The 19,500-nt window shown below is 73.1% G+C and carries 14 protein-coding genes, 1 pseudogene and 1 riboswitch; of the genes and pseudogenes, 3 read left to right on the plus strand and 12 right to left on the minus strand.

From position 1 onward, the window contains the following. The 4 genes from ABD844_RS02100 to ABD844_RS02115 form a co-directional block, all read right to left on the minus strand. Nucleotides 1-2,287, minus strand: a 2,287-nt coding sequence (locus ABD844_RS02100; RefSeq protein WP_344872325.1) for a heavy metal translocating P-type ATPase, incomplete at its 3' end; no start/stop codon positions are given. A 68-nt stretch (nt 2,288-2,355) separates the two neighbouring features. Continuing rightward, nucleotides 2,356-3,345, minus strand: coding sequence for a hypothetical protein (locus ABD844_RS02105; RefSeq protein ID WP_344872327.1), 990 nt, complete (start codon nt 3,343-3,345; stop codon nt 2,356-2,358). Next, nucleotides 3,342-3,554 (minus strand): heavy-metal-associated domain-containing protein, encoded by a 213-nt coding sequence (locus ABD844_RS02110; RefSeq protein WP_344872329.1) that lies wholly within the window; start codon nt 3,552-3,554, stop codon nt 3,342-3,344. The genes ABD844_RS02105 and ABD844_RS02110 overlap by 4 nt, the downstream gene beginning before the upstream one ends. 27 nt (nt 3,555-3,581) lie before the next feature. Further along, on the minus strand, nt 3,582-3,863 hold the full coding sequence (locus ABD844_RS02115; protein WP_344872351.1) for a metal-sensitive transcriptional regulator: 282 nt from the start codon (nt 3,861-3,863) through the stop codon (nt 3,582-3,584). Nucleotides 3,864-4,220: 357 nt separating this feature from the next. Beyond that, nucleotides 4,221-4,363: riboswitch (cyclic di-AMP (ydaO/yuaA leader) on the plus strand. Nucleotides 4,364-4,375: 12 nt separating this feature from the next. Between ABD844_RS02115 and ABD844_RS02120 the strand changes: the two genes are divergently transcribed. After that, a complete protein-coding gene (locus ABD844_RS02120; RefSeq protein ID WP_344872331.1) occupies nt 4,376-5,161 on the plus strand; it encodes a glycoside hydrolase family 25 protein in 786 nt (261 codons plus the stop codon). Between the two features lie 67 nt (nt 5,162-5,228). On the opposite strand, the gene ABD844_RS02125 is transcribed toward ABD844_RS02120, so the two are convergent. Genes ABD844_RS02125 through ABD844_RS02135 form a run of 3 tightly spaced genes read right to left on the minus strand, consistent with a single transcriptional unit; the run spans nt 5,229 to nt 12,094 of the window. After that, nucleotides 5,229-7,766, minus strand: coding sequence for an NACHT domain-containing protein (locus ABD844_RS02125; protein ID WP_344872333.1), 2,538 nt, complete (start codon nt 7,764-7,766; stop codon nt 5,229-5,231). Further along, nucleotides 7,766-8,389: a hypothetical protein gene (locus ABD844_RS02130; protein ID WP_344872335.1), complete on the minus strand. Its 624-nt coding sequence runs from the start codon at nt 8,387-8,389 to the stop codon at nt 7,766-7,768. The genes ABD844_RS02125 and ABD844_RS02130 overlap by 1 nt, the downstream gene beginning before the upstream one ends. Nucleotides 8,390-8,416: 27 nt before the next feature. Then, complete coding sequence (locus ABD844_RS02135) at nt 8,417-12,094, minus strand: NACHT and WD repeat domain-containing protein (RefSeq protein WP_344872337.1); 3,678 nt, start codon at nt 12,092-12,094, stop codon at nt 8,417-8,419. 200 nt (nt 12,095-12,294) lie between these two features. Here ABD844_RS02135 and ABD844_RS02140 point away from each other — a divergent pair, with 200 nt between their 5' ends. Then, complete coding sequence (locus ABD844_RS02140; RefSeq protein WP_344872339.1) at nt 12,295-13,656, plus strand: ATP-binding protein; 1,362 nt, start codon at nt 12,295-12,297, stop codon at nt 13,654-13,656. Here the strand turns inward: ABD844_RS02140 and ABD844_RS02145 are convergent. From ABD844_RS02145 to ABD844_RS02165, 5 genes are all read right to left on the minus strand, one after another. Then, nucleotides 13,590-14,114: a DoxX family protein gene (locus ABD844_RS02145; RefSeq protein ID WP_344872341.1), complete on the minus strand. Its 525-nt coding sequence runs from the start codon at nt 14,112-14,114 to the stop codon at nt 13,590-13,592. The two genes, ABD844_RS02140 and ABD844_RS02145, sit on opposite strands and share 67 nt — an antisense overlap. Before the next feature lie 234 nt (nt 14,115-14,348). After that, nucleotides 14,349-15,713, minus strand: coding sequence for a cytochrome P450 (locus tag ABD844_RS02150; protein ID WP_344872343.1), 1,365 nt, complete (start codon nt 15,711-15,713; stop codon nt 14,349-14,351). A 67-nt stretch (nt 15,714-15,780) separates the two neighbouring features. Continuing rightward, nucleotides 15,781-15,984, minus strand: coding sequence for a hypothetical protein (locus ABD844_RS02155; RefSeq protein WP_344872345.1), 204 nt, complete (start codon nt 15,982-15,984; stop codon nt 15,781-15,783). A 30-nt stretch (nt 15,985-16,014) separates the two neighbouring features. Then, nucleotides 16,015-17,322: an FAD-dependent monooxygenase gene (locus tag ABD844_RS02160; protein WP_344872347.1), complete on the minus strand. Its 1,308-nt coding sequence runs from the start codon at nt 17,320-17,322 to the stop codon at nt 16,015-16,017. Nucleotides 17,323-17,553: 231 nt separating this feature from the next. Next, on the minus strand, nt 17,554-18,564 hold the full coding sequence (locus ABD844_RS02165) for a LacI family DNA-binding transcriptional regulator (RefSeq protein ID WP_344872349.1): 1,011 nt from the start codon (nt 18,562-18,564) through the stop codon (nt 17,554-17,556). Between the two features lie 374 nt (nt 18,565-18,938). Between ABD844_RS02165 and ABD844_RS02170 the strand changes: the two are divergent. Then, nucleotides 18,939-19,500, plus strand: a pseudogene (locus ABD844_RS02170) (DNA-directed RNA polymerase subunit beta); the annotation flags it as partial.

Genomic DNA, 19,500 nt, shown 5'->3' on the forward strand with positions numbered 1-19,500 from the left:
GCAGGGCGGTCGGCAGGGCGGACGGGTGGTCGTCCGGCAGGTCGGCGGCCGGGCGCGGCGGGGCGAAGCGGCGGAGCCGCAGGCTGTTGCCGACCACGAACACGCTGGAGAACGCCATCGCCGCACCCGCGATCATCGGGTTGAGCAGCCCCATCGCGGCCAACGGCAGGGCGGCCACGTTGTACGCGAACGCCCAGAACAGGTTCCCCTTGATCGTCGCCAGCGTACGGCGCGACAGCCGGATCGCGTCGGCCGCCACCCTCAGGTCCCCCCGTACGAGGGTGAGGTCGCTCGCCTCGATGGCGGCGTCGGTGCCGGTGCCCATGGCCAGCCCCAGGTCGGCCTGGGCGAGCGCGGCGGCGTCGTTGACCCCGTCGCCCACCATGGCCACGACCTTGCCCTCGGACTGCAGCCGCTTGACCACGTCGACCTTCTCGGCGGGCAGCACCTCGGCGATCACCTCGTCGATGCCCACCTCGGCCGCCACCGTCCTGGCCACGGCCTCGTTGTCGCCGGTCAGCAGCACCGGCGTCAGACCGAGGGCGCGCAGCCTGACGATGGCCTCCGCGCTGGTCGGCTTGACCACGTCGGCCACGACGAGCACGGCGCGGGCCTGGCCGTCCCAGCCGACCGCGACCGCGGTGCGGCCCTTGGCCTGCTCGTCGGCCAAGGCCGCGGAGAGGTCGTCCGGCAGGTGCTGGGACCACTCGGCCAGCAGTTGCGGGCGGCCGACCAGCACCGCGTGGCCGTCCACGATGCCCTGCACGCCGAGCCCTTCGACGTTGGCGAAGTCTTCCGGCGCGGGCAGCGTGCCGACGCGGGCGGCGGCGGCCTTGGCGACGGCCTGGGCGATCGGGTGCTCGGAGGCGTGTTCCAGCGCTCCGGCCAGGCGCAGCACCTCCTCCTCCCGCTCGCCCTCCGCCAGGTGGACGGCCGTCAGCGTCATCTTGCCCGCGGTGACCGTACCGGTCTTGTCCAGCACGATCGTGTCGATCCGGCGGGTGGACTCGAGCACCTCCGGCCCCTTGATCAGGATGCCGAGCTGGGCGCCCCGGCCGGTGCCGACCAGCAGCGCGGTCGGGGTGGCCAGGCCGAGAGCGCACGGGCAGGCGATGATCAGCACCGCGACCGCCGCGGTGAAGGCCGCGCCCGCCCCGCCGCCGGTGCCGAGCCAGAAGCCCAGTGTGCCGAGCGCCAGCGCGATCACGATCGGTACGAAGACGCCCGAGATGCGGTCGGCGAGCCGCTGCACCTGGGCCTTGCCGGTCTGCGCGTCCTCCACGAGCCTGGCCATCTGGGCGAGCTGCGTGTCGGCGCCGACCCGGGTGGCGCGGACGACCAGTCGTCCGCCCGCGTTCACGGTCGCGCCGGTGACGGCGTCGCCCACCCCGACCTCGACCGGCACGGACTCGCCGGTCAGCATCGAGGCGTCCACGGCCGAGGAGCCCTCTTCGACCACGCCGTCGGTGGCGATCTTCTCGCCCGGCCGGACCACGAACCGGTCGCCCGCCTTGAGCCGCTCGACCGGCACGCGCCGCCCGTCGGCCAGCTCCACGTCCTTGGCGCCCAGCTCCAGCAGGGCCCGCAGCGCGGCGCCGGCGCGGCGCTTGGAACGGGCCTCGAAGTAGCGCCCGGCCAGGATGAACGCCGTGACGCCCGCCGCGGCCTCCAGGTAGATGTTGCCGGAGCCGTCGGTGCGCTCGATCGTGAACGCGAACGGATGCGTCATGCCCGGCACGCCCGCCGTCCCGAAGAACAGCGCCCACAGCGACCAGCCGAGCGCGGCGAGCGTGCCGATGGAGATGAGCGTGTCCATCGTGGCCGCGCCGTGCCGCAGGTTGGTCCAGGCGGCCTTGTGGAACGGCCACCCGGCGTAGACCACCACGGGCGCGGCCAGCACCAGCGACAGCCACTGCCAGTTGGTGAACTGCAACGGCGGGATCATCGCCATCGCGATCACCGGCACCGCCAGCACCACCGAGGTGATCAGCCGGTTGCGCAGCGGCTGGAGCTCGTCGTCCGCCGGTTCGCGCCCGGCCTCCTCGGGCTGGGGCGGGGCGGGCAGCGCGGCCGTGTAACCGGCCTTCTCCACCTCGGCCACGAGCTGCGCCGGGTCGACACCTTCGGGGAAGGTGACCTTCGCCTTCTCCGTGGCGTAGTTGACCGTGGCGGTCACGCCGTCCATCTTGTTGAGCTTGCGCTCGATGCGGTTGGCGCACGAGGCGCAGGTCATGCCGCCGATCGAGAGCTCGACCGCGTTGTGCCGGTCATCGGTGACCTGGGACATCACCATTCTCCTTTCTCTCGTTCAGTGGCCGTTCCATGGGCCGTTCTGTGGGCCGTTCTGTGGGCCGTTCAGTGGTCATGGCCGTCGTCGGCGTGCCCGCTCGACGCGGGCGCGGGCGCCTGCGGACGCTCGCCCGCTCCGAGGGTGAAACTCGCCGTACGGACCTCGCCGTCGTGCTGGAAGTCCAGGAACAGCCGGTAGTCGCCGGTGCTGGGCACCTCGGCGAAGAAGACGACCTCGGGGCCGGCCTTCGTCTTTCCGTCGCCGGGCTCGCCGTCGGGGTGGACGTGCAGGTAGGCCAGGTCGCCGGCGCGCAGGGCCACCAGGTGGCCGTAGGCGCCGAGGTAGGGCTGCAGGTCGGTGACCGGCTCGCCGTCCTTGCTCACCTTGAGGGTGAGCCTGCTCGACTGCCCGGGGGTCAGGTCGCCGTCGAGGGTGACGGTGTAGTCGTCGACGGTCGCCGTACGGGTCTCTCCCGGCAGCGCCTCGGGCCGGTAGTCGCCCGCCACGGCCAGGTCGGCACCCAGCGTCAGCGCGCTGCCGCCGGTGGGCGTGAAGTCGGCGAAGGCCCGGTACGGCCCGGCCTCCGGCAGCGTCAGCCCGACCGACCAGACGCCGTCCGGCGTCATCTCGGGGTGGAGGTGCAGGAAGCTCTCCAGGTCTCGCGACACGACGATGAAGTGCAGCTTCTTGTCGTGCTCGACCTGGTAGCCGGTGACCGGCTCGCCGTCGGGGCCGCTCACGGTGAAGCGGAAGTCGGCCGGCTCGCCGGGCTTGATCGTCGTGGTGAGCGGGTTGAGGGTGTAGCCGTTCTCCGACACTTGGAGCCCCCCGGGGGTATCTTCTGTCGCCTGTTGGGTGGTGGCGTGCTCCCCGTGCCCCTCGCTCGCGCTCGGGCTCGCGGCGGGCGTCGGCGCGGCGCCCGTCATGGAGGTGTGGTCCTCCGTCATAGACGCGGGAGCCCCGATCGGGCCCACCGCGTTGCCCACCCCCAGGGCGCCGCCGAAGACGACGGCCAGCCCCAGCACGTACGAGCCCAGCTTGGTCGCGGTGTTCACCGGTTCGCCACCTCATAACCGGCCTCCTCCACCGCGGCGACGATCTTCGCCGGGTCGACGGAGCCGTCACTGTCCACGGTCAGCAGCCCGGTCGCCAGGTCGACCTCCACCTGGGTGACCCCGGCCACCTCGCCGACCTCCTCCTTGACCGAACTCACGCAGTGGCCGCAGGTCATGCCCTTGACGGTGTAGGTGGCGGTGGTGCTCATAGCGATCTCTCCTTCAATCCGGTCCGGTCAGGAACGTACGAGTCTGGCGATGGCGTCGGTGGCTTCCTTGACCTTGGCCTCCGCCTCCGGCCCGCCCTTCTGGGCGGCCTCGGCGACGCAGTGGGCCAGGTGCTCCTCCAGCAGCGACAGGGAGAACGACTTCAGCGCACTCGTCGCCGCCGACACCTGGGTGAGGATGTCGATGCAGTATTTGTCCTCGTCGACCATGCGCTGCAGGCCGCGAATCTGCCCCTCGACGCGGCGCAGGCGCAGCGCGTGGTCCTGCTTGTTGTGGCTGTATCCGGCCATGTCCACCTCTTTCCTCGGCCGCCGGAACAACACCATACCCCCCTATGGTATTCCGGGCAACCGCGGGCGGCCCCGAGGCCGGCGGCCCGCCTGCCGCGCCACGGGCGGAAAGGCGGGGAATTTTGCCCCTCAGAGGGCTTGCGCTTGCGCGAGCGGGAAACTTTACCCGGCCTCGAATCCGCGTACTGGCAGGGGTTTCTCGGCTCTGGGCGACATGGAAGGTTTTGCCCCACTTGCGGCCTGTTTAGGAAAATCTGTACTTTGTGAGCTGCGGTGCACCCGTTGACCCCCAGCTCATCGAGTCGTTACCGCGACGTTGACCGGACCGTACGCCGTCCAGGGCCTCCGCCCGATGACGACGCGCGGCCGCCGAATCCGCCACCCGCGGAACCGGGGACCCACCTTCTGGGGTGAATCGGACGCCGGCCCAGGCCGAGCCCGTAGGGCACTTCCAGTCCCGAACCCGTCAGCTAACCCGGTAGGCGGCATGGAAGCAAGGAGTCAATCCGCTCATGCTCAAGCCCTGGCTTGCCGCGATCACCAAGAAGAAACGCCCCGCCGAGCACTTCGCCCTGGCCGTCGGCGGCGCGATCCTGGCAGCGACCACCGCCATCACGGGCGTGGCCGGCGCGGCGCTCGCCTCGGCCAACGACCACGGCCCAGCCCACGCCTCCCAGCAGGAGAGCCGTCAGAGCACCGGCGAGGAGGCCGGGGCGCTCACCTACGGCCTGGACATCTCCAACTACGAGCCCCTCTACAACTGGGCCACCAGCTCCGCCCAGTTCGGCATCATCAAGGCCACCGAGGGCACGGACTTCCGCGACGCCTCGTTCGCCAGGCACTGGCGTGAGCTGGGCGACAAGGGCATCGTGCGCGGCGCGTACCACTACGGTCACCCCGCCCAGGACCCCATCGCCGAGGCCAACCACTTCCTGTCGGTGGTGAACTCCCAGCCCGCCAAGCGCGGCGACCTGCTGGTCCTGGACCTGGAGACGACCGACGGCAAGTCCGTCGCCGAGGTCAACGCCTGGGCCAAGACGTGGCTGTCGTACGTGAAGGCCAAGACCGGGGTCACCCCGATGTTCTACAGCGGCTGGAACTTCGCCGACGCCTACGGCAAGGGCCTTGAGCAGTATCCGCTCTGGGTCGCCCACTACAGCCGGGACAAGGGCGTGCTCGCCCCGCCTGCCGACTGGAAGTCCTGGACCATCCACCAGTACACCGACGTCCCCATCGACCAGAACGTCTCCGCGCTGACCCCCGACCAGTTGCGCGGCCTGGGCCGGGCCACGGCCTGACCGGGGATGGGCACACGCGGCCGTCGCCTCCATGGCGGCGGCCGCTCCCGTCTGCCCGGGGGCGGCCTCAGTCGCCCTCGGACGGGGTGAGGAAGTCCTGGAGCTCGCGGTGCCTGAACTGGTAGGTGGCGCCGCTGACGCGCAGCAGCCGGGCCTCGCAGGCCCAGTCGAGGAACGTCCACAGCCTCAGCGGGAGCAGGCCGCGCGCGGCCGCGACGACCAGCCCGATCATGGTACGGGACCAGGCGATCGCGCCGAAGGCCAGGCCGAACGTCACACCGCCGACGAGCGCGCACACCAGCGACGCGACGACGTCCTGGTTCATGACGAAGACGAGGAAGGCGGCGACGCCGCCGGTGAGCCCGAAGGCCACTCCGATCATGGGGTTGCGGTGCAGGGCCTCTCTCGGGTGGGCCAGCTCCGTGTCCTCGCTCCAGCCGCCCGTGGCGATCTTGAAGGCCACCCCGAGCGCGAAGGCCAGGGTGAAGGCCCCCACGACCTCCGCGGCCAGGGATACGGGACCCGCACCCGCGAGGCGCAGCGGCGGCAGCCCCGTGAGCGCGCCGCACAGTCCGAAGCCCAGCAGCGTGACCGGCTCGGCGCGGACCGCCTCGGCGACGGTCATGCGCTCGGCCCCGTACCGCGCGGCGGCGGTCAGGCCGATGACCGCCCCGAGCACCGCTCCCCCGATCGCGCCCGCGACCACGGCGAAGACCGGCCCGAAGACCCTGCCCTCGGTCAGCGCGAGCCCGGCCAAGCCGCAGAGCGCCCCTGAGGGGCCGCCCGCCAGGGCGCCGAGCAGACCGCCGATCACGCGCCGCCTGCGCGGGACGTCGCCGCGCCCGCCGGCGGCGGACGGCCACGGCGACAGCGACAGGCCGGTGGCGATGGCCACCCAGCCCGCCATGAGCGCCAACGTGAGCCCTTGCCCCGCGTCGGGCCGGCCACGCAGGTCACCGGGGCCGTCGACGGCCGAACCCGCCCAGAACGCCAGCATGGCGACGACCGCGAAGAGCACGCAGCACAGGCAGTGCAGCGCCCGGACCCGGCCGCGCCCGCCGATCGGCCACAGCAGGTGCGGGACGAGGTCGATCGGCGTCAGTCCTGGCGGCGCCCGGTCCTTCCCCGCGGTGTAGGCGGCCTGCCAGCGCAGGTGGGAGGCCAGGTTCACCAGCCAGGACCGCACCTGTTCCGGCCGGTACGGGGTGCCGTTCGCGGTGCGCGGGGTGAGTTTCGTGGCCGCGGGGACGTACGCGCAGAGCAGCCTGCGGGCGATCCGCGCGGCGGCCACCCGCGGGTCGGGGTGCGGGTCGGCGCGCAGCAGGTCGGCCGGGTCGGCGCCGGACTCCACGGCGGTCACGGTCAGCAGCAGCCGCCACGGGGTGGCCAGGGCGATGCGGACGGCCGTCCCCGAGGTCGAGGGGCCGGGCAGCGCGCCGGACAGCGCCGCGCGGATGCCGTCGCGGTGCACGTCACAGGGGTGACCGTCGGGCCAGCGGGTGTGCAGGTAGTCGTCGATCTGTTCGAGGGTCAGGTCGTGCAGGTGGACCCGGGTGGCGTGGTCGAGGCCGACGCGGGCGCCGGACAGCTCGGCGTGGCGGTCGGCCCGGCAGATCACGACCACCGCGCCGGGCCGCCGTCCGGACAGGTCGCTGTAGCGGTTCAGCTCGGTCAGCAGGCCGATCGCGCGGCGGGGCGGCCCGGCGGACGGTTCGGGGTCCAGCTCGTCCAGCCCGTCCAGCACCGGGAGCACCCGGCGGTCGCGTACCAGCCGTTCCGCGTCCTTGGCCGCGAGCCCGAAGTCGTGTTCGAGCTGCTGGGCCAGCCAGGGTTCGAACGGGGTGCGCAGGGTCCAGCGGGCGGCGTTCAGGCGTACGGGCACCATCGGCGGGTGCTCGCCCGTGGTCAGGAACGGCTCCAGGAGTTGCAGGACCAGCTCGATGGCGAGCACCGTCTTGCCCGCCCCCGACTCGCCCACGACCAGCAGGCGCTGCGACCGCAGGCCGGTGAAGAACCCGCCGACCGTGTGCAGGTCGTCCGCGGGCTCGCCGAGTGCGTCGTCGTGGGGGGTGGGGGCGGCGTCCGGCCCGAAGGAGACCGGCGCGACGCTGTAGCCGCCGAGCAGCCCCTTGCGCGCCCGGTCCTCCTCCCTGGCCACCCGCCGCGCCAGCAGCTCGACGGCGGAATCCGTCGCGGGACGGCCACCCGCCCCCGCACCCGGACCCGCGACCGGCTCGGCAGCGGCCGGCGGCGGCGCGGGAGCGGCCTGACCGGCGAGTGCGGTCCTGGCCACCCGCCAGCGTTCGAGCTCACCGGGGATCAGCTCGCCCGGGTAGTCGCAGAAGCGCAGGCAGGCGGTGACGAAGGCGCGGACGAAATCCCATCGCGGCAGCCGGTCGGTCTGCCGCAGGACATGTGAGGTCGTGCTCTTGGGCAGCGCGTCGACGGCGACCCCGTCGGTGGACACCGTCTGACCGCCGAGCGCCCGCAGCCTGCTCAGCGACGGCTCGCCCGCCCACTGCCTGAGCCGCACCAGCGACCCGACGAACTCCGCGGCGCTCGCGGCCTCGGCGGGATCGGGCGGCGCGGGACGGTCCTCGGCCATCACCGCCCCTTCCTCACCAGCGACCACTCGAACCTCGCCCTCCCCCGCCGGGGCCATTGGCCGTCGCGGCAGGTGCCCGCCAGCGTCTGGACATGACGTGACTCCATCAGGAAGTTGCGTGCCTCGTCGGACTCGACCAGGTCCCGGCCGACCGCGATGGGCACGAACCCGTGCCGCGGGATGTAGACCCATCGACCGCGGTCCCAGTCGTAGGGGTCGAACCAGTGGTGGCGGACCGTGCCGGACACCCGCACCTCGCTCCCGCCCCGGGTCAGCACGAACGAGCCCTCCGAGCGCAACAGGCTCATCCTGCTCACGTAGAACAGCTCGGTGCCGATGAACGCGTTGATCCGCGCGTCCCAGTGGTCCTTCAGCCAGGTGGAGGCTCCGTCGTCGAGCAGCCGCGCCGCCCGCGTGAGCTGCCGCTCGAAGCGGCGCTGGTTGCGGCGCTCGGCCTTCTTGATCACCTTGAACGAGCGCAGCCAGCGCAGCGACATCGTCCGCGCGGCGCCGCCCCCGTCCATGAAGTGCTCGAGGAAGTCGGAGGCCATCGGGTGGATCTCCCTGCCCTCCGCGACGATCGAGCGGAACAGCGCCACCAACTCGGGGACGGGCTTACCCACCCGACGCAGAAAACCCCTCAGGAGCATCTACCCGCACACTTCCTGGAATTCCTCGCCCGACACGTAACGGCTCCACTCTGCCCGGGTGAGGGAGCGTCCTGCGGCGGCGCAGACGGCGGCGGCGGGGTCGGCGGGGATCGCGACGTTCCACAGCCGGGCGGTGCGGTCGGTGCTCACGGTGGCGACGGTGGTGCCGTCGGGGCTGTACGCGACCTCGTCCACGTAGCCGGTGTGCCCGGTCAGCGGGGGCCCGATCTGGCGCTGGGTCCGTACGTCCCACACCCGGGCGGTACGGTCGCCCGAGCCGGTGACGAGCGTCCTGCCGTCGGGGCTGAACGCGAGCGCGAGCACGAAGTCGGTGTGCCCGGTCAGGGCGGCGCCGATCTGACGACGGCCCGCCACGTCCCACAGCCGGACGGTGCCGTTGGCGGCCGTGCCGGCCAGCGTCTTCCCGTCGGGGCTGAAGGCCAGGTCGTCGGGCAGCCCGTCGACGGCGGCGGCCAGCGGAGCCCCCACCTGCCGGCGGCCGGCCACGTCGAAGAACCGCACCGTGCCGTCACGGCCCGCGACGGCCAGCAGGGACCCGTCGGGGCTGAAGGCCGTCGCCGTGGCGAAGCCGGTGGGCCCGGCGACCGCGAGGCGGGGGCCCAGCTCGCGGCCGCCCGCGACGTCCCAGATCCCGACGGAGCCGGAGTGGTGGACGGCGAGGGTGCGGCCGTCGGGACTGATCTCCACCTGCCAGCGCTCCTTGTCGGCGTAGACGGGAGGGCCGATTCTGCCGCGGGTGGCGGTGTCCCACCGCTGGACGTCGCCGCCGATGTGCGCGGTGATGAGCGTCCTGCCGTCGGGGGCGAACCTGAGGTCGTAGAAGCCACCCCGGCTCGTCCCCGGATCGAGGCGGGGGCCGGTCTCCCGCTGACCGGCCACGTCCCAGAGCCGGACCGCACGGTCGGAGACCGGTGAGGCGGGGGCGACGGCGGGGCCGGGGGCGGCCAGCGTCTTCCCGTCGGGGCTGAAGGCGACGGCCGACATCGCGGGCATCGCGGCCCCGAGCTGCCGGTGGCTCACCGGGTCCCACAGCCACACCACGCCGTCGTCGTCCGCGGCGGCCAGGGTCCGCCCGTCGGGGCTGAACGCCACCCTCGTGACGGGCACCCGCTTGTCGGCGAGCGGGGGGCCGACCGACTGCCGGCCCGCGACGTCCCAGAGCCGGGTGAAGCCGTCGGCCCCGGCGGTGACGACCCGCCCGCCGTCGGGGCTGAACTCGATCCCGTAGAAGCCCAGGCGGCCGTCCGGCTCGCGGAGCGCGGCGCCGAGCTGGCGGTGGGTGCCGAGGCTCCACAGCCGGGAGGTGCCGTCGGTGCTCGCGGTGGCGAGGGTGGCGCCGTCGGGGCTGATGGAGACGTCGTGGACGGCGTCGGTGTGCCCGGAGAACGTGCTGCCCACCTGCCGGTACGCGCTCAGGTCCCACAGCCGCGCGGTCCCGTCGGCCCCGGCGCTGACCAGTCGTTTCCCGTCGGGGGTGAAGGCCAGCGCGTTGACGGCCCGGCCGCCCGTCTTCCGGTCGGGGCGGCCGAGGGGGTCGCCGATCTGGCGGCGGGCGGCCACGTCCAGCAGCCGTACGGTGCCCTCGTAGGACCCGGCCGCGAGCGTCCGCCCGTCGGGGCTGAAGGCCAGCACCCGGACGGAGTCCAGGGTCTCGGCGGAAGCCTTGATCTCCAGCGGGACGTCCGCCTGCCGGCGGGTGGACACGTCCCAGAACAGGACGGTACGGAAGCACGCCACGGCCAGCGTCCGCCCGTCGGGGCTGATGGCCGCGGCGGCGCCGCCGACGCACCCCGGCCCCGGGTGCACGATCGGAGCGCCGATCTGGCGGCGCGACGCCGTGTCCCACAACCGCACGGCGTGGTCCTTGCTCATGGTGACGACGGTCGTCCCGTCACGGGTGAACTGCAGGTCGGTCACGGAGCCACCGCCGCCCGTGAAGGATCCGCGGCCCGGCTGCGCCGCCGCGGTCAGCAGGCGGTGGCGGGCCTCGGGCGTGGGGTCGATCCGCCAGGCCGCCACGGCGAGCAGGGAGGCGGTGACCGGATCGGCGACGACCTCGCTCTGCGCCACGAGCTGACGCGAGAGCGCCCGCCTGCGTTGCAGGTCGGCCTCGTCCGCGGCGTTGACGGCGACACCGGCCGCGACCAGGGCGACGACCGTCAGCGCCGCGAGGCCGGCCATGACGAGGGCGCGGCGGCGGCCCGCCCTGCGCGCCGCTCGCGCCGAGGCCGCGACGAAGCCGTCCACGGTGGGGCCGGGCGGCGGGAAGCTGTCGGGGTCGCGTTCCCAGCGGGGGCGGCTGTCGTCGACCGCCAGCAACCGGGCGCCCCGGTAGAGGAACGCGGCATCACGATGGTTCTCGGCCCATTCGGCGGCGTCCTCGACGAGCCGGTCGTACACCCCCTGGGCGGTGAAGTCGGGTTCGAGCCATTGGCGCAGGGTCGGCCAGGCGGTCAGGAGCGCGTCGTGGGCGATCTCGGCGGTGTCCTCGTGCAGGGTGAGCAGGCGCTGACCGGCGAACGCGGACAACAGCTCCGCCACCCGGTCCCGCCGCTGCGCCGAGTGCGCCGACGCGGCCGCGTGCAGCTCGGCCAGCCCCGCCCTGCGCCGCGCCATCCGCCCGCCCGCGGTGATCAGCGTCATGCGCCGGAAGATCCGGAGCGTGGCCTTGCGGTCCTCGGGGGTCAGCCGCCCGAGCACCTCGTCGGCGGTGCGGCGGACGGAGTCGCGAACCCGGCCGGACTCCTCGTAGCCGCGGACGGTCAGCCGTCCCTCCACCCGTCGCTCCCAGGTGTTGCGCAGGGCCTGCGAGAGGAGCGGCAGGGCGGCGGTCTCGAAGCGGTCGCGGGCGGGCCGATCGGCGCGCAGCTCGTCGAGGATGGTCTCCACCAGGCCGGGTTCGAGTTCGAGGCCGACAGCGGCGGCGGGGCCGGTGATGGCCAGCCGCAGATCCGCCTCCGCCATCGGCTCCACGATGACCTGGCCGTCCTGGATGGCCTGGGCGAACTGCGGGTAGGCCGCGCAGCGGTCCCAGTAGTCGGCGCGCACGCCGATGATCACGGCGGCCCGCGGTGGTCCCTCGGCCAGGGCGTGCAGGGCCGTCACGAACGCCTGGCGCTCCCCCTCGTCGGCCACCAGGACGAACAGCTCCTCGAACTGGTCGACCACGAGCACGAGCCGCGCGTCCGTCCCGGGCGTCCCTGACGGCGTCCCCGCCGGCATCCCTGGCGGCGTGCGCCCGGGATCGTCGCGCAGGTGCTCGTACACCGCCTCGGCCCGGCCGCCGAACGCCCGCGCCCACCCTTCGGCCAGCGCCCGTAACGGCGTCGAGGTCGGCGTGATGAGCACGCGCGGCCACCGCCGGGACCCGGCGACCGGCAGCATCCCCTCCGCCAGCGCCGGCACGAGCCCCGCCCGCAGCAGCGACGACTTGCCGACCCCCGAGGCGCCCGAGACCAGCAGGATGGACCCGTGCTCGGCCAGGCGCGGCGCCAGGCGGTCGAGGAGGTTGCGCGTCGCCCGCGCGCGCCCGAAGAAGAGCTCGCTCTTCTCGGTCTCGAACGGCACCAGCCCCTGGTAGGGGCACACCTCATGGGCGAACTGCGGGACCGGGCCCGCCGGCGGCGGGCGGTGGCCGCCCTCGTCACCCACACCCATGGCCCTCATTCTGGCCAATCGCGGCGATGTCGATCAAACGACTTCGGGGGGACGGGAGGCCGCCGGTCTTGGCCGTACCCCGCCGTCTCCGGATCCGTCCAATTCCGTGCGCTTTCGTCCGAGCGGTGGTGGGACGGCCCGAACATGTCTTCGATGGAGCCGGGATCTCACCGGCCGGGGGCCGGCGATCAGAGACGGGGGTGTCGATCGACCATGAGCACCAGACTCACAACACCGGCGGCGGCCTGCGCCGGAGCCGCGCGGTGACCGTGGAGCGAGCGTCCGCCGTGCCCCGCCTGGCGACGTTGGGGACGTTGCTGCGCGGGTGGCGGGAGCGGGCGATGCTGACGCAGGAGCAACTGGCCGAGCGGGCCGACCTCAACGTGCGGACCGTGCGCCGCCTGGAGAGCAGCGAGCTCCAGCAGCCGCGCGCCACGTCGATCGTGCTGCTGGCGCAGGCGCTGGGCCTGGACGGCGAGGAGCGCGCGATGCTGGCCGCCACCGCCCGCGGCCTGCCAGGCCCCGGCGAGGGGCGTGAGCCGGTGACGACCGGGTCGCCGCGCGCCGCCATCAGCGTGCCGCGGCAACTGCCGGCGGACGTGGCGGCGTTCGTCGGCCGGGGACGCGAGCTGACGGCCCTCGAACGGCACGAGCACCCGAACACGGCCGCGGTCACCACCATCGACGGCATGGCCGGGGTCGGCAAGACGGCGCTGGCCGTGCACGCCGCCCACCGGCTCGCGCCCCGCTTCCCCGACGGGCAGCTCTTCCTGAACCTGCACGGCCACACCGGCGCGGTGCCGGTCGAGCCCGGCGACGCGCTGGCCCGCCTGCTGCTCGCCCTCGACGTCCCCGACCGGCGCATCCCCTGCGACGTGGAGGACCGCGCCGCGCTCTACCGCGGCGTGGTGGCCGACCGCCGGGTCCTGATCGTGCTGGACGACGCCTCCGACGCCGACCAGGTGCGCCCGCTCCTGCCCGCGGGACCGGGCTGCCGGCTCATCGTCACCGGCAGGCGCCGCCTGATCGGCCTCGACGACACCCGCGCCCTGTCGCTGGACGTCCCGCCGCCGGCGGAGGCGATCGCCCTGTTCACCCGCATGGCCGGGCCGGAACGGGCCGGGGAGGCGACGGCGGACGTCCTGACCGAGACCGTGGAGCGGTGCGGACGCCTCCCGCTCGCCCTCCGCATCGCCGCCGTCCGGCTCCAGACGCGTCCCGCCTGGAGCGTGCGGCACCTGCTGGACCGGTTGAGGGACGACCGGACGGCCGAGCTGGCGGCCGGGCGGCACAGCGTCACCGCCGCTCTGGACCTGTCGTACCGGCGGCTTCCCGGGGAGCTGCGGCGGGCGTACCGGCTGCTGGGTGTGCGCGCCGGGGCCGAGTTCGGACTCGACGAGGCCGCCGCGGTCCAGGACACGACCGTGGCGCGGGCGCGGCGGCTGCTGGACCAGTTGCTGGACGTCCATCTCGTGCAGGAGCCCGCGCCCTCCCGCTACCGGTTCCACGACCTGGTCCGCGACCACGCGGCCGGAGTCACGGTGGCCGCCGGGGACTGCTGACCTCCGGCCGGGACCAGCCGGGCGCCGAGGGCGCGGGCGGCGACCACCATGGCCGCGGCGGCCAGCACGATGTCCTTGAAGATGTACTGCGCCTCCAGTGTCGGCGCCCCCGGGAAGAGGTCGGTGAAGAACAGCACGTACGGCGCGAAGAACCCGGCCAGCGCCCCGGCCAGCACGACGAGCCCGGTCTTCAGCAGCCTGCCGGTCATCAGCGTGAGGCCGATGAAGACCTCCATCCCGGCGATCACGAACTGGGCCGCGTAGCCGGACAGCAGGCCCAGCGACAGCTTCTCCAGCGTGGCCACCGACAGCGCCTCCGCCGGGCTCACCCCCGGGAAGAACTTGAGCGTGCCGAAGGCCACGAAGACCAGGCCGAGGCTGACGCGCAGGACGTCGATGCTGTGCCGGGACAGCCAGGCTCCCAGCTTGGAGATCAGGTTCTGGACGGCGGTGGTCATGGGGTACTCCCTGTCGATGTCGATTCCGTCTGGGTTCAGACTGACGAAATCGGCAGCGGCGGGCGTCAGGCCCACGGAGACACCCGGCCTGCGTCTTCCCGCGTACGCCGGGCCGCGCGTGTACTGCCCCACGACTAAGGGGTTCTCCCTAGGGGAGGCGAAAGGCCAGGTCAGAGCCGTCATCGCAGCTACTCCCCAGACAGGCCGACGGGTGTGCGGCGTTGTGGTGGACCGTCAGCCCGCCCGCGCGCGCGGCAGAAACCGCGCCTTGAGTCCCAGGGGGACGAGCAGTTCCCGCGCCGCGGGAGACGCCTCGGCGGCGTTGAGCACCTCGACGTCGTACCGGTCGGCCAGCCAGGCGATGGCGAGCGTGAGCTGCGCCAGGCCGAGCTGGTTGCCGAAGCAGACGCGCGGCCCCGCGCCGAACGGGAAGTACGCGCGCCCCTCGTACGGGCGCTCCCCCTCCAGCCAGCGCTCCGGCCGGAACTCGCCGGGGTCGTGCCACCACCGCGGGTCCCGGTGCACGTGGTAGGCGCTGGCCATCACCTGCTGGCCGCGCCGCAGGTCGTACCCGGCCAGGGTGGTGTCCCGGTGCACCCACCGCCCCATGAGCCAGGTCGGCGGGTAGGCGCGCAGCAGCTCGTTGACGAAGGCGGCGGTGAAGGGCAGGTCCGCGGGTGTGACGTGGTCGCCGCGCGCCGCCGCCCGTACGGCGTCCCGCTCGGCGCGGACCCGCTCCAGGTGGCGGGGCCGGAGGGCGAGCTCCCGCAGCGCCCACGCCGTCGTGGCGCCTGGAACGCCGTGCGAGGCGCGCATGACGACGTCCACCAGGCGGGCGATGGCGACGGCGTCGAGGGCCGCGCCGCCGTGCGCCCCGTGCCGTCCTGCGCCGGTGGGCGTGCCGAGGTGGGCGTGGAGCACGTCGAGCAGGTCCCGGGGCTCCGCCGCCACCGGCTCCGCCAGCCGCGCCGCGACCACGTCCCCGAGCAGCGCCAGCGCCCGCCGCTCCGCCTTCCTGACCCGGGAGACGACCGGCAGCGGCAGCCAGCGGGGCAGGCTCAGCGAGCTGGCCATGAGCCGGACCGACGTCTTCGCGCTCACGTCGACGGCCTCCGCGACGTCCGTCACGTCGTCACCGTGGCCGCCGAGGCAGTAGTCGGCGACCGCGAGCCCGAAGAACTCCTTCATCATCGCGAGCACCTCGACCGCCCGGCCGCCGGAATCGCGGACGGCGCTGTCCAGATGCCCGAGAAAACGCGCGCCGTGCGCCGCGGCGGCCGATTTGTTGACGCCCCGCCAGCCCTTTCTCCGGGCGAGCATGTTCACGTCGGTCTCGCGCGTCTGCGCCGCAGCCGGAGTGCGGTCGCCGGAGAACAGCGAGCCCTCGGTGCGGAAATCGACATTGGTCCGCAGAAAGAGGTCGTGAACGGTGTCCGGGTGCCCGACCACCACGGTCATCGGGCTGAACCGGAACACGTCGCCGAACTCCTCGTGGCAGCGGGTGAGGAAACCGAGCCGGTCGCGCTCGTACTCGTAGGTGTGGTCCCGCAGCCGGCGCCCCGTGGGGCCCGGTATCAAGCTTCGCGCTGGTGCCGCCATGGGCCGCGCCGTCCTTTCCCGCCGGGTGGCCGGCCGGACGGGTCCGGCCGGCCACCGTGGCGATCGATTACCAGAACCAGTGGTAACGGCCGCCCATCTTGCCCTTGTTCAGCCCCATCACGGTGGCGGCCCGATAGGCCAGCTTCTTCACCACGTTCACTCCTTTTCGCCGCGGAAACGATGCGGAAACGATGCAGGTCACCTGCGTTTCTGATTCTTCGTCGCCGGGAAAAGGGGCGGCCAGGTTGTTCGGCGGACATTCGGCGGACATTCGGCGTGAACGCCGGGGCATCGGGGTGCCTCACCGCGCGGCAGGGGGCGCGGCGATTCCCCACGCCGACAGGTACGCCCCGAGCCCGCTCTCGTCCCCGTGGTAACCGACGTAGCCGTCCGGCCGGACGAGCAGCACGCCAGGACGCCCCTCCGGTGACGGCAGCGCGCGCAGCCCGTGATCGTCCGTGACGTCGCCCAGCAGCAGGAAGCCCGTGCCGCGCTGCTCGCGGAAGAGCGCGCCCAGCCGCCGCCCGCCCCGCTCGCCCACCGACAGCGGGCTGCCGGGGTAGGCCAGGCCCAGTTGGTCGGTCCCGTCGCCGAGCACGACGTCCTCGCGCCGGTGCAGGTCGGTGCTCAGCCGCAGTACGTGCCCGGCCACCGGCAGCCGCTCGGCCTCGTACGTGTCCAGCAGCGCCGCCGACCCGGCGGCCAGTTTCCAGCCCAGGTTGTAGGCGTCCTGCACGCCGGTGTTGAGCCCCTGCGCGCCCGCCGGGGAGTGCACGTGCGCCGCGTCGCCCGCCAGGAACACCCGTCCCACCCGGAACCGCTCCGCCATCCGGACGTTGACCCGGTACTCCGAGCGCCACAGGACCTCGTCCAGGCGCACGTGCGGCGCGTAGGAGGCCACGACCGCGGGCAGGTCGTCCACGCCCCGGTGGGCGGCGATGATCTGGAAGACGTCCGTGTGCGGCAGCGGGCACAGGGACAGGTGCATGCCCGGCTCCGCCACGGCCCACATGTGGTAGTGGTCGCGGTCCAGGTCGCGGGTCCGCACGTCGGCCAGCAGGATGTGCTCGTTCTCGGACGTGCTGCCCGCGAAGGGCACGCCCAGCCGCCTGCGTACGGTGCTGCGCCCGCCGTCCGCGCCCACCAGGTAGGAGCAGCGGACGGTCTCGCCCGTGCCGAGCGTGGCGGTCACGCCGGACTCGTCCTGCTCGAACCCGGTCAGCTCGGCCCCGAACTCCACCCGGTGCCGCAGCTCGGCCAGCCGGTCGCGCAGGATCCGCTCGGTGCGCCACTGCGGCTGCACGATCATGTTCGGGTAGGGGGCCCGCGGGGACGGCTCCCGCAGGCGGTCCATCCGCCCCTCCCAGGTCACCTCCTCCCCCCGGTACGCCCGCACCGGCGGGTACTCGCCCCCGGTGGCCAGCACCTCCCCGATGACCCCGAGGTCGTCGAACACCTCCAAGGTGCGCGGCTGCAGCCCTTTGGCGCGCACCCCGGTGGCGGGCCCCGGGGAACGCTCCACGATGCGCATGCCGACGCCTCTGCGGGCGAGTTCGACGGCCAGCGTCAGCCCGGTCGGTCCGGCGCCGACGATCAGCACGTGTGTCATGCCGCTCCTCCCCGCGGGCCGGTCACCCGTGCGCACCCTGCGCAGCGGGAACCAAGAGCGCGACGAGAACACCGTGCACAGCCGGAACGACGCCGGTCGCGCCCGGTGAGCGGCCCCGGCCCGCCGGTCGCCAGTGTGGGCCGGGATCCGGACCCCGGTCCAGGACGGCGACCGGTCATTCCCGGGACACCGGCCGGGCACGAGCCGCCGGAGCCGGAGACGGGTGTCAGGTCACGTGGAGCCGCGCACGACGAGCTCCGGGCGGATCACGGCGTCCTCGGCGACGCGCTCTTCAGGCCCGCCGAGCAGCAGCGCCGCCTGTTCGACGGCGATCTCGCCGAGCCGCCGCTTGTCGATGTGCAGGGTGGTCAGCGGCGGCTCCACCAACTCCCCGACGGTCAGGCCGTCGAAGCCGAGGAACGCGCAGTCACGCGGGATCCGCAGGCCCAGCTCGGCGGCGCGGCGCTGCGCCCCGATCGCGATCACGTCGTTGTAGGCGAACACCGCGGTCACGTCGGGCCGCGCCGCCAGCAGCCGTCCCATCGCCTCGGCCCCGCCCTCGACGGAGTTGTGCGCGGGCTGGATCCACCCGGCGTCGACCGGCAGGCCGCGCTCGGCCATGACCTTCAGGTACACCTCCCGGCGCGGATCGGGCCCCACCACCGACAGGTACGTCACGTCGTCGATCATCGCGATCCTGCGGTGGCCGCGGTCGAGGAGGTGCTCCAGCCCTTGCCGTACGCCGGACTCGAAGTCGATGCGCACGCCCGGCACCTCCGGCGCCCGGTCACCCTTGTCGAGCAGGATGAACGGCAGGCCCGCTCCCGCGGCCTTGACGATCGCGTCCTGGTGGAGCAGGAACGCCACCCCGACGTCGACCTGCTCGATCAGCAGGTCCACGACCTCCAGCTCTTTGCGGTGGTCACTGTTGGTCGTGTAGACCACGACCTGCCAGCCCCGGTGCTCGGCCGCCTCCAGCACGCCCGCCGTGACCTCGGGGAAGAACGGGTTGAGCACGTCGGCGATGACGAGGCCGACCGTGATGAGGTGCTGGCGCACCAGCCCGCGGGCGAACCGGCTGGGGCGGTAGCCCATCGCGCGGGCCGCGTCGAGGATGCGCTGCCGGGTCCCGGGGTCGATCTCCGACTTGTTGTTGATCGCCCGGGACACCGTCTGGCGAGAGACCCCCACCGCGCGCGCCACGTGGTCGATGGTGACGCGGGGCTTGCTGTTGGTGGACACGGAAGGGACTGTAACCGTCCCGAAGACGATCACCAGACTTCGACCTCCCGACCTCCTGACCTCCGACGTGCGCACCGGCTTCGACCGCCCTCGCCGGTGCCGAGCCGTACCACCCGCGCCAGGACCGGCCGCGCGCCGCCGCGTCCGGGCTGCTCCTGAGAGCCCGATGCGGCAGATTGACAAGGCGGGCGGCGTACGTCATCATGGTGCTACGACCGAGATCGTGGGGTCGGCGTCAGCGTGGACAAATTACATCAGAGCGAGTACTCTCATGTCCACGCTGCCTTGGTGACGACCCGCTCCACCCGCTCGTGTTGCGAGGTTGTCCGGCGTGCGTGTCCGTCAGTCCGCTGTGAGCCTCGGAAGGACATCTGTTGGCAGCCTCGCGCAACGCCTCCGCCGTACCCGCCGGCCCCCGTCGCGTCTCTTTTTCGCGCATCCAGGAGCCTCTCGAAGTTCCCGACCTCATCGCCCTGCAGACCGAGTCGTTCGACTGGCTGCTCGGAAACGAGAGGTGGAAGGCCCGGGTAGAGGCGGCTCGCCAGGCCGGGCGCAGGAACGTCCCGACCCAGTCGGGCCTCGAAGAGATCTTCGAAGAGATCAGTCCCATCGAGGACTTCTCGGGGACCATGTCCTTGTCGTTCCGCGATCACCGGTTCGAGCCGCCGAAGTACTCCGTAGACGAGTGCAAAGAGAAGGACATGACCTTCTCCGCCCCGATGTTCGTGACGGCGGAGTTCATCAACAACACCACCGGTGAGATCAAGAGCCAGACGGTGTTCATGGGTGACTTCCCGCTCATGACGCCGAAGGGCACCTTCGTCATCAACGGCACCGAGCGTGTCGTGGTCTCCCAGCTCATCCGCTCTTCGGGGGTCTATTTCGACCGCAGTGTCGACAAGACGTCCGACAAGGACCTCTACGGCTGCAAGGTCA

The organism is Nonomuraea antimicrobica (assembly GCF_039536965.1).
Taxonomy (GTDB): Bacteria; Actinomycetota; Actinomycetes; order Streptosporangiales; family Streptosporangiaceae; genus Nonomuraea; species Nonomuraea antimicrobica.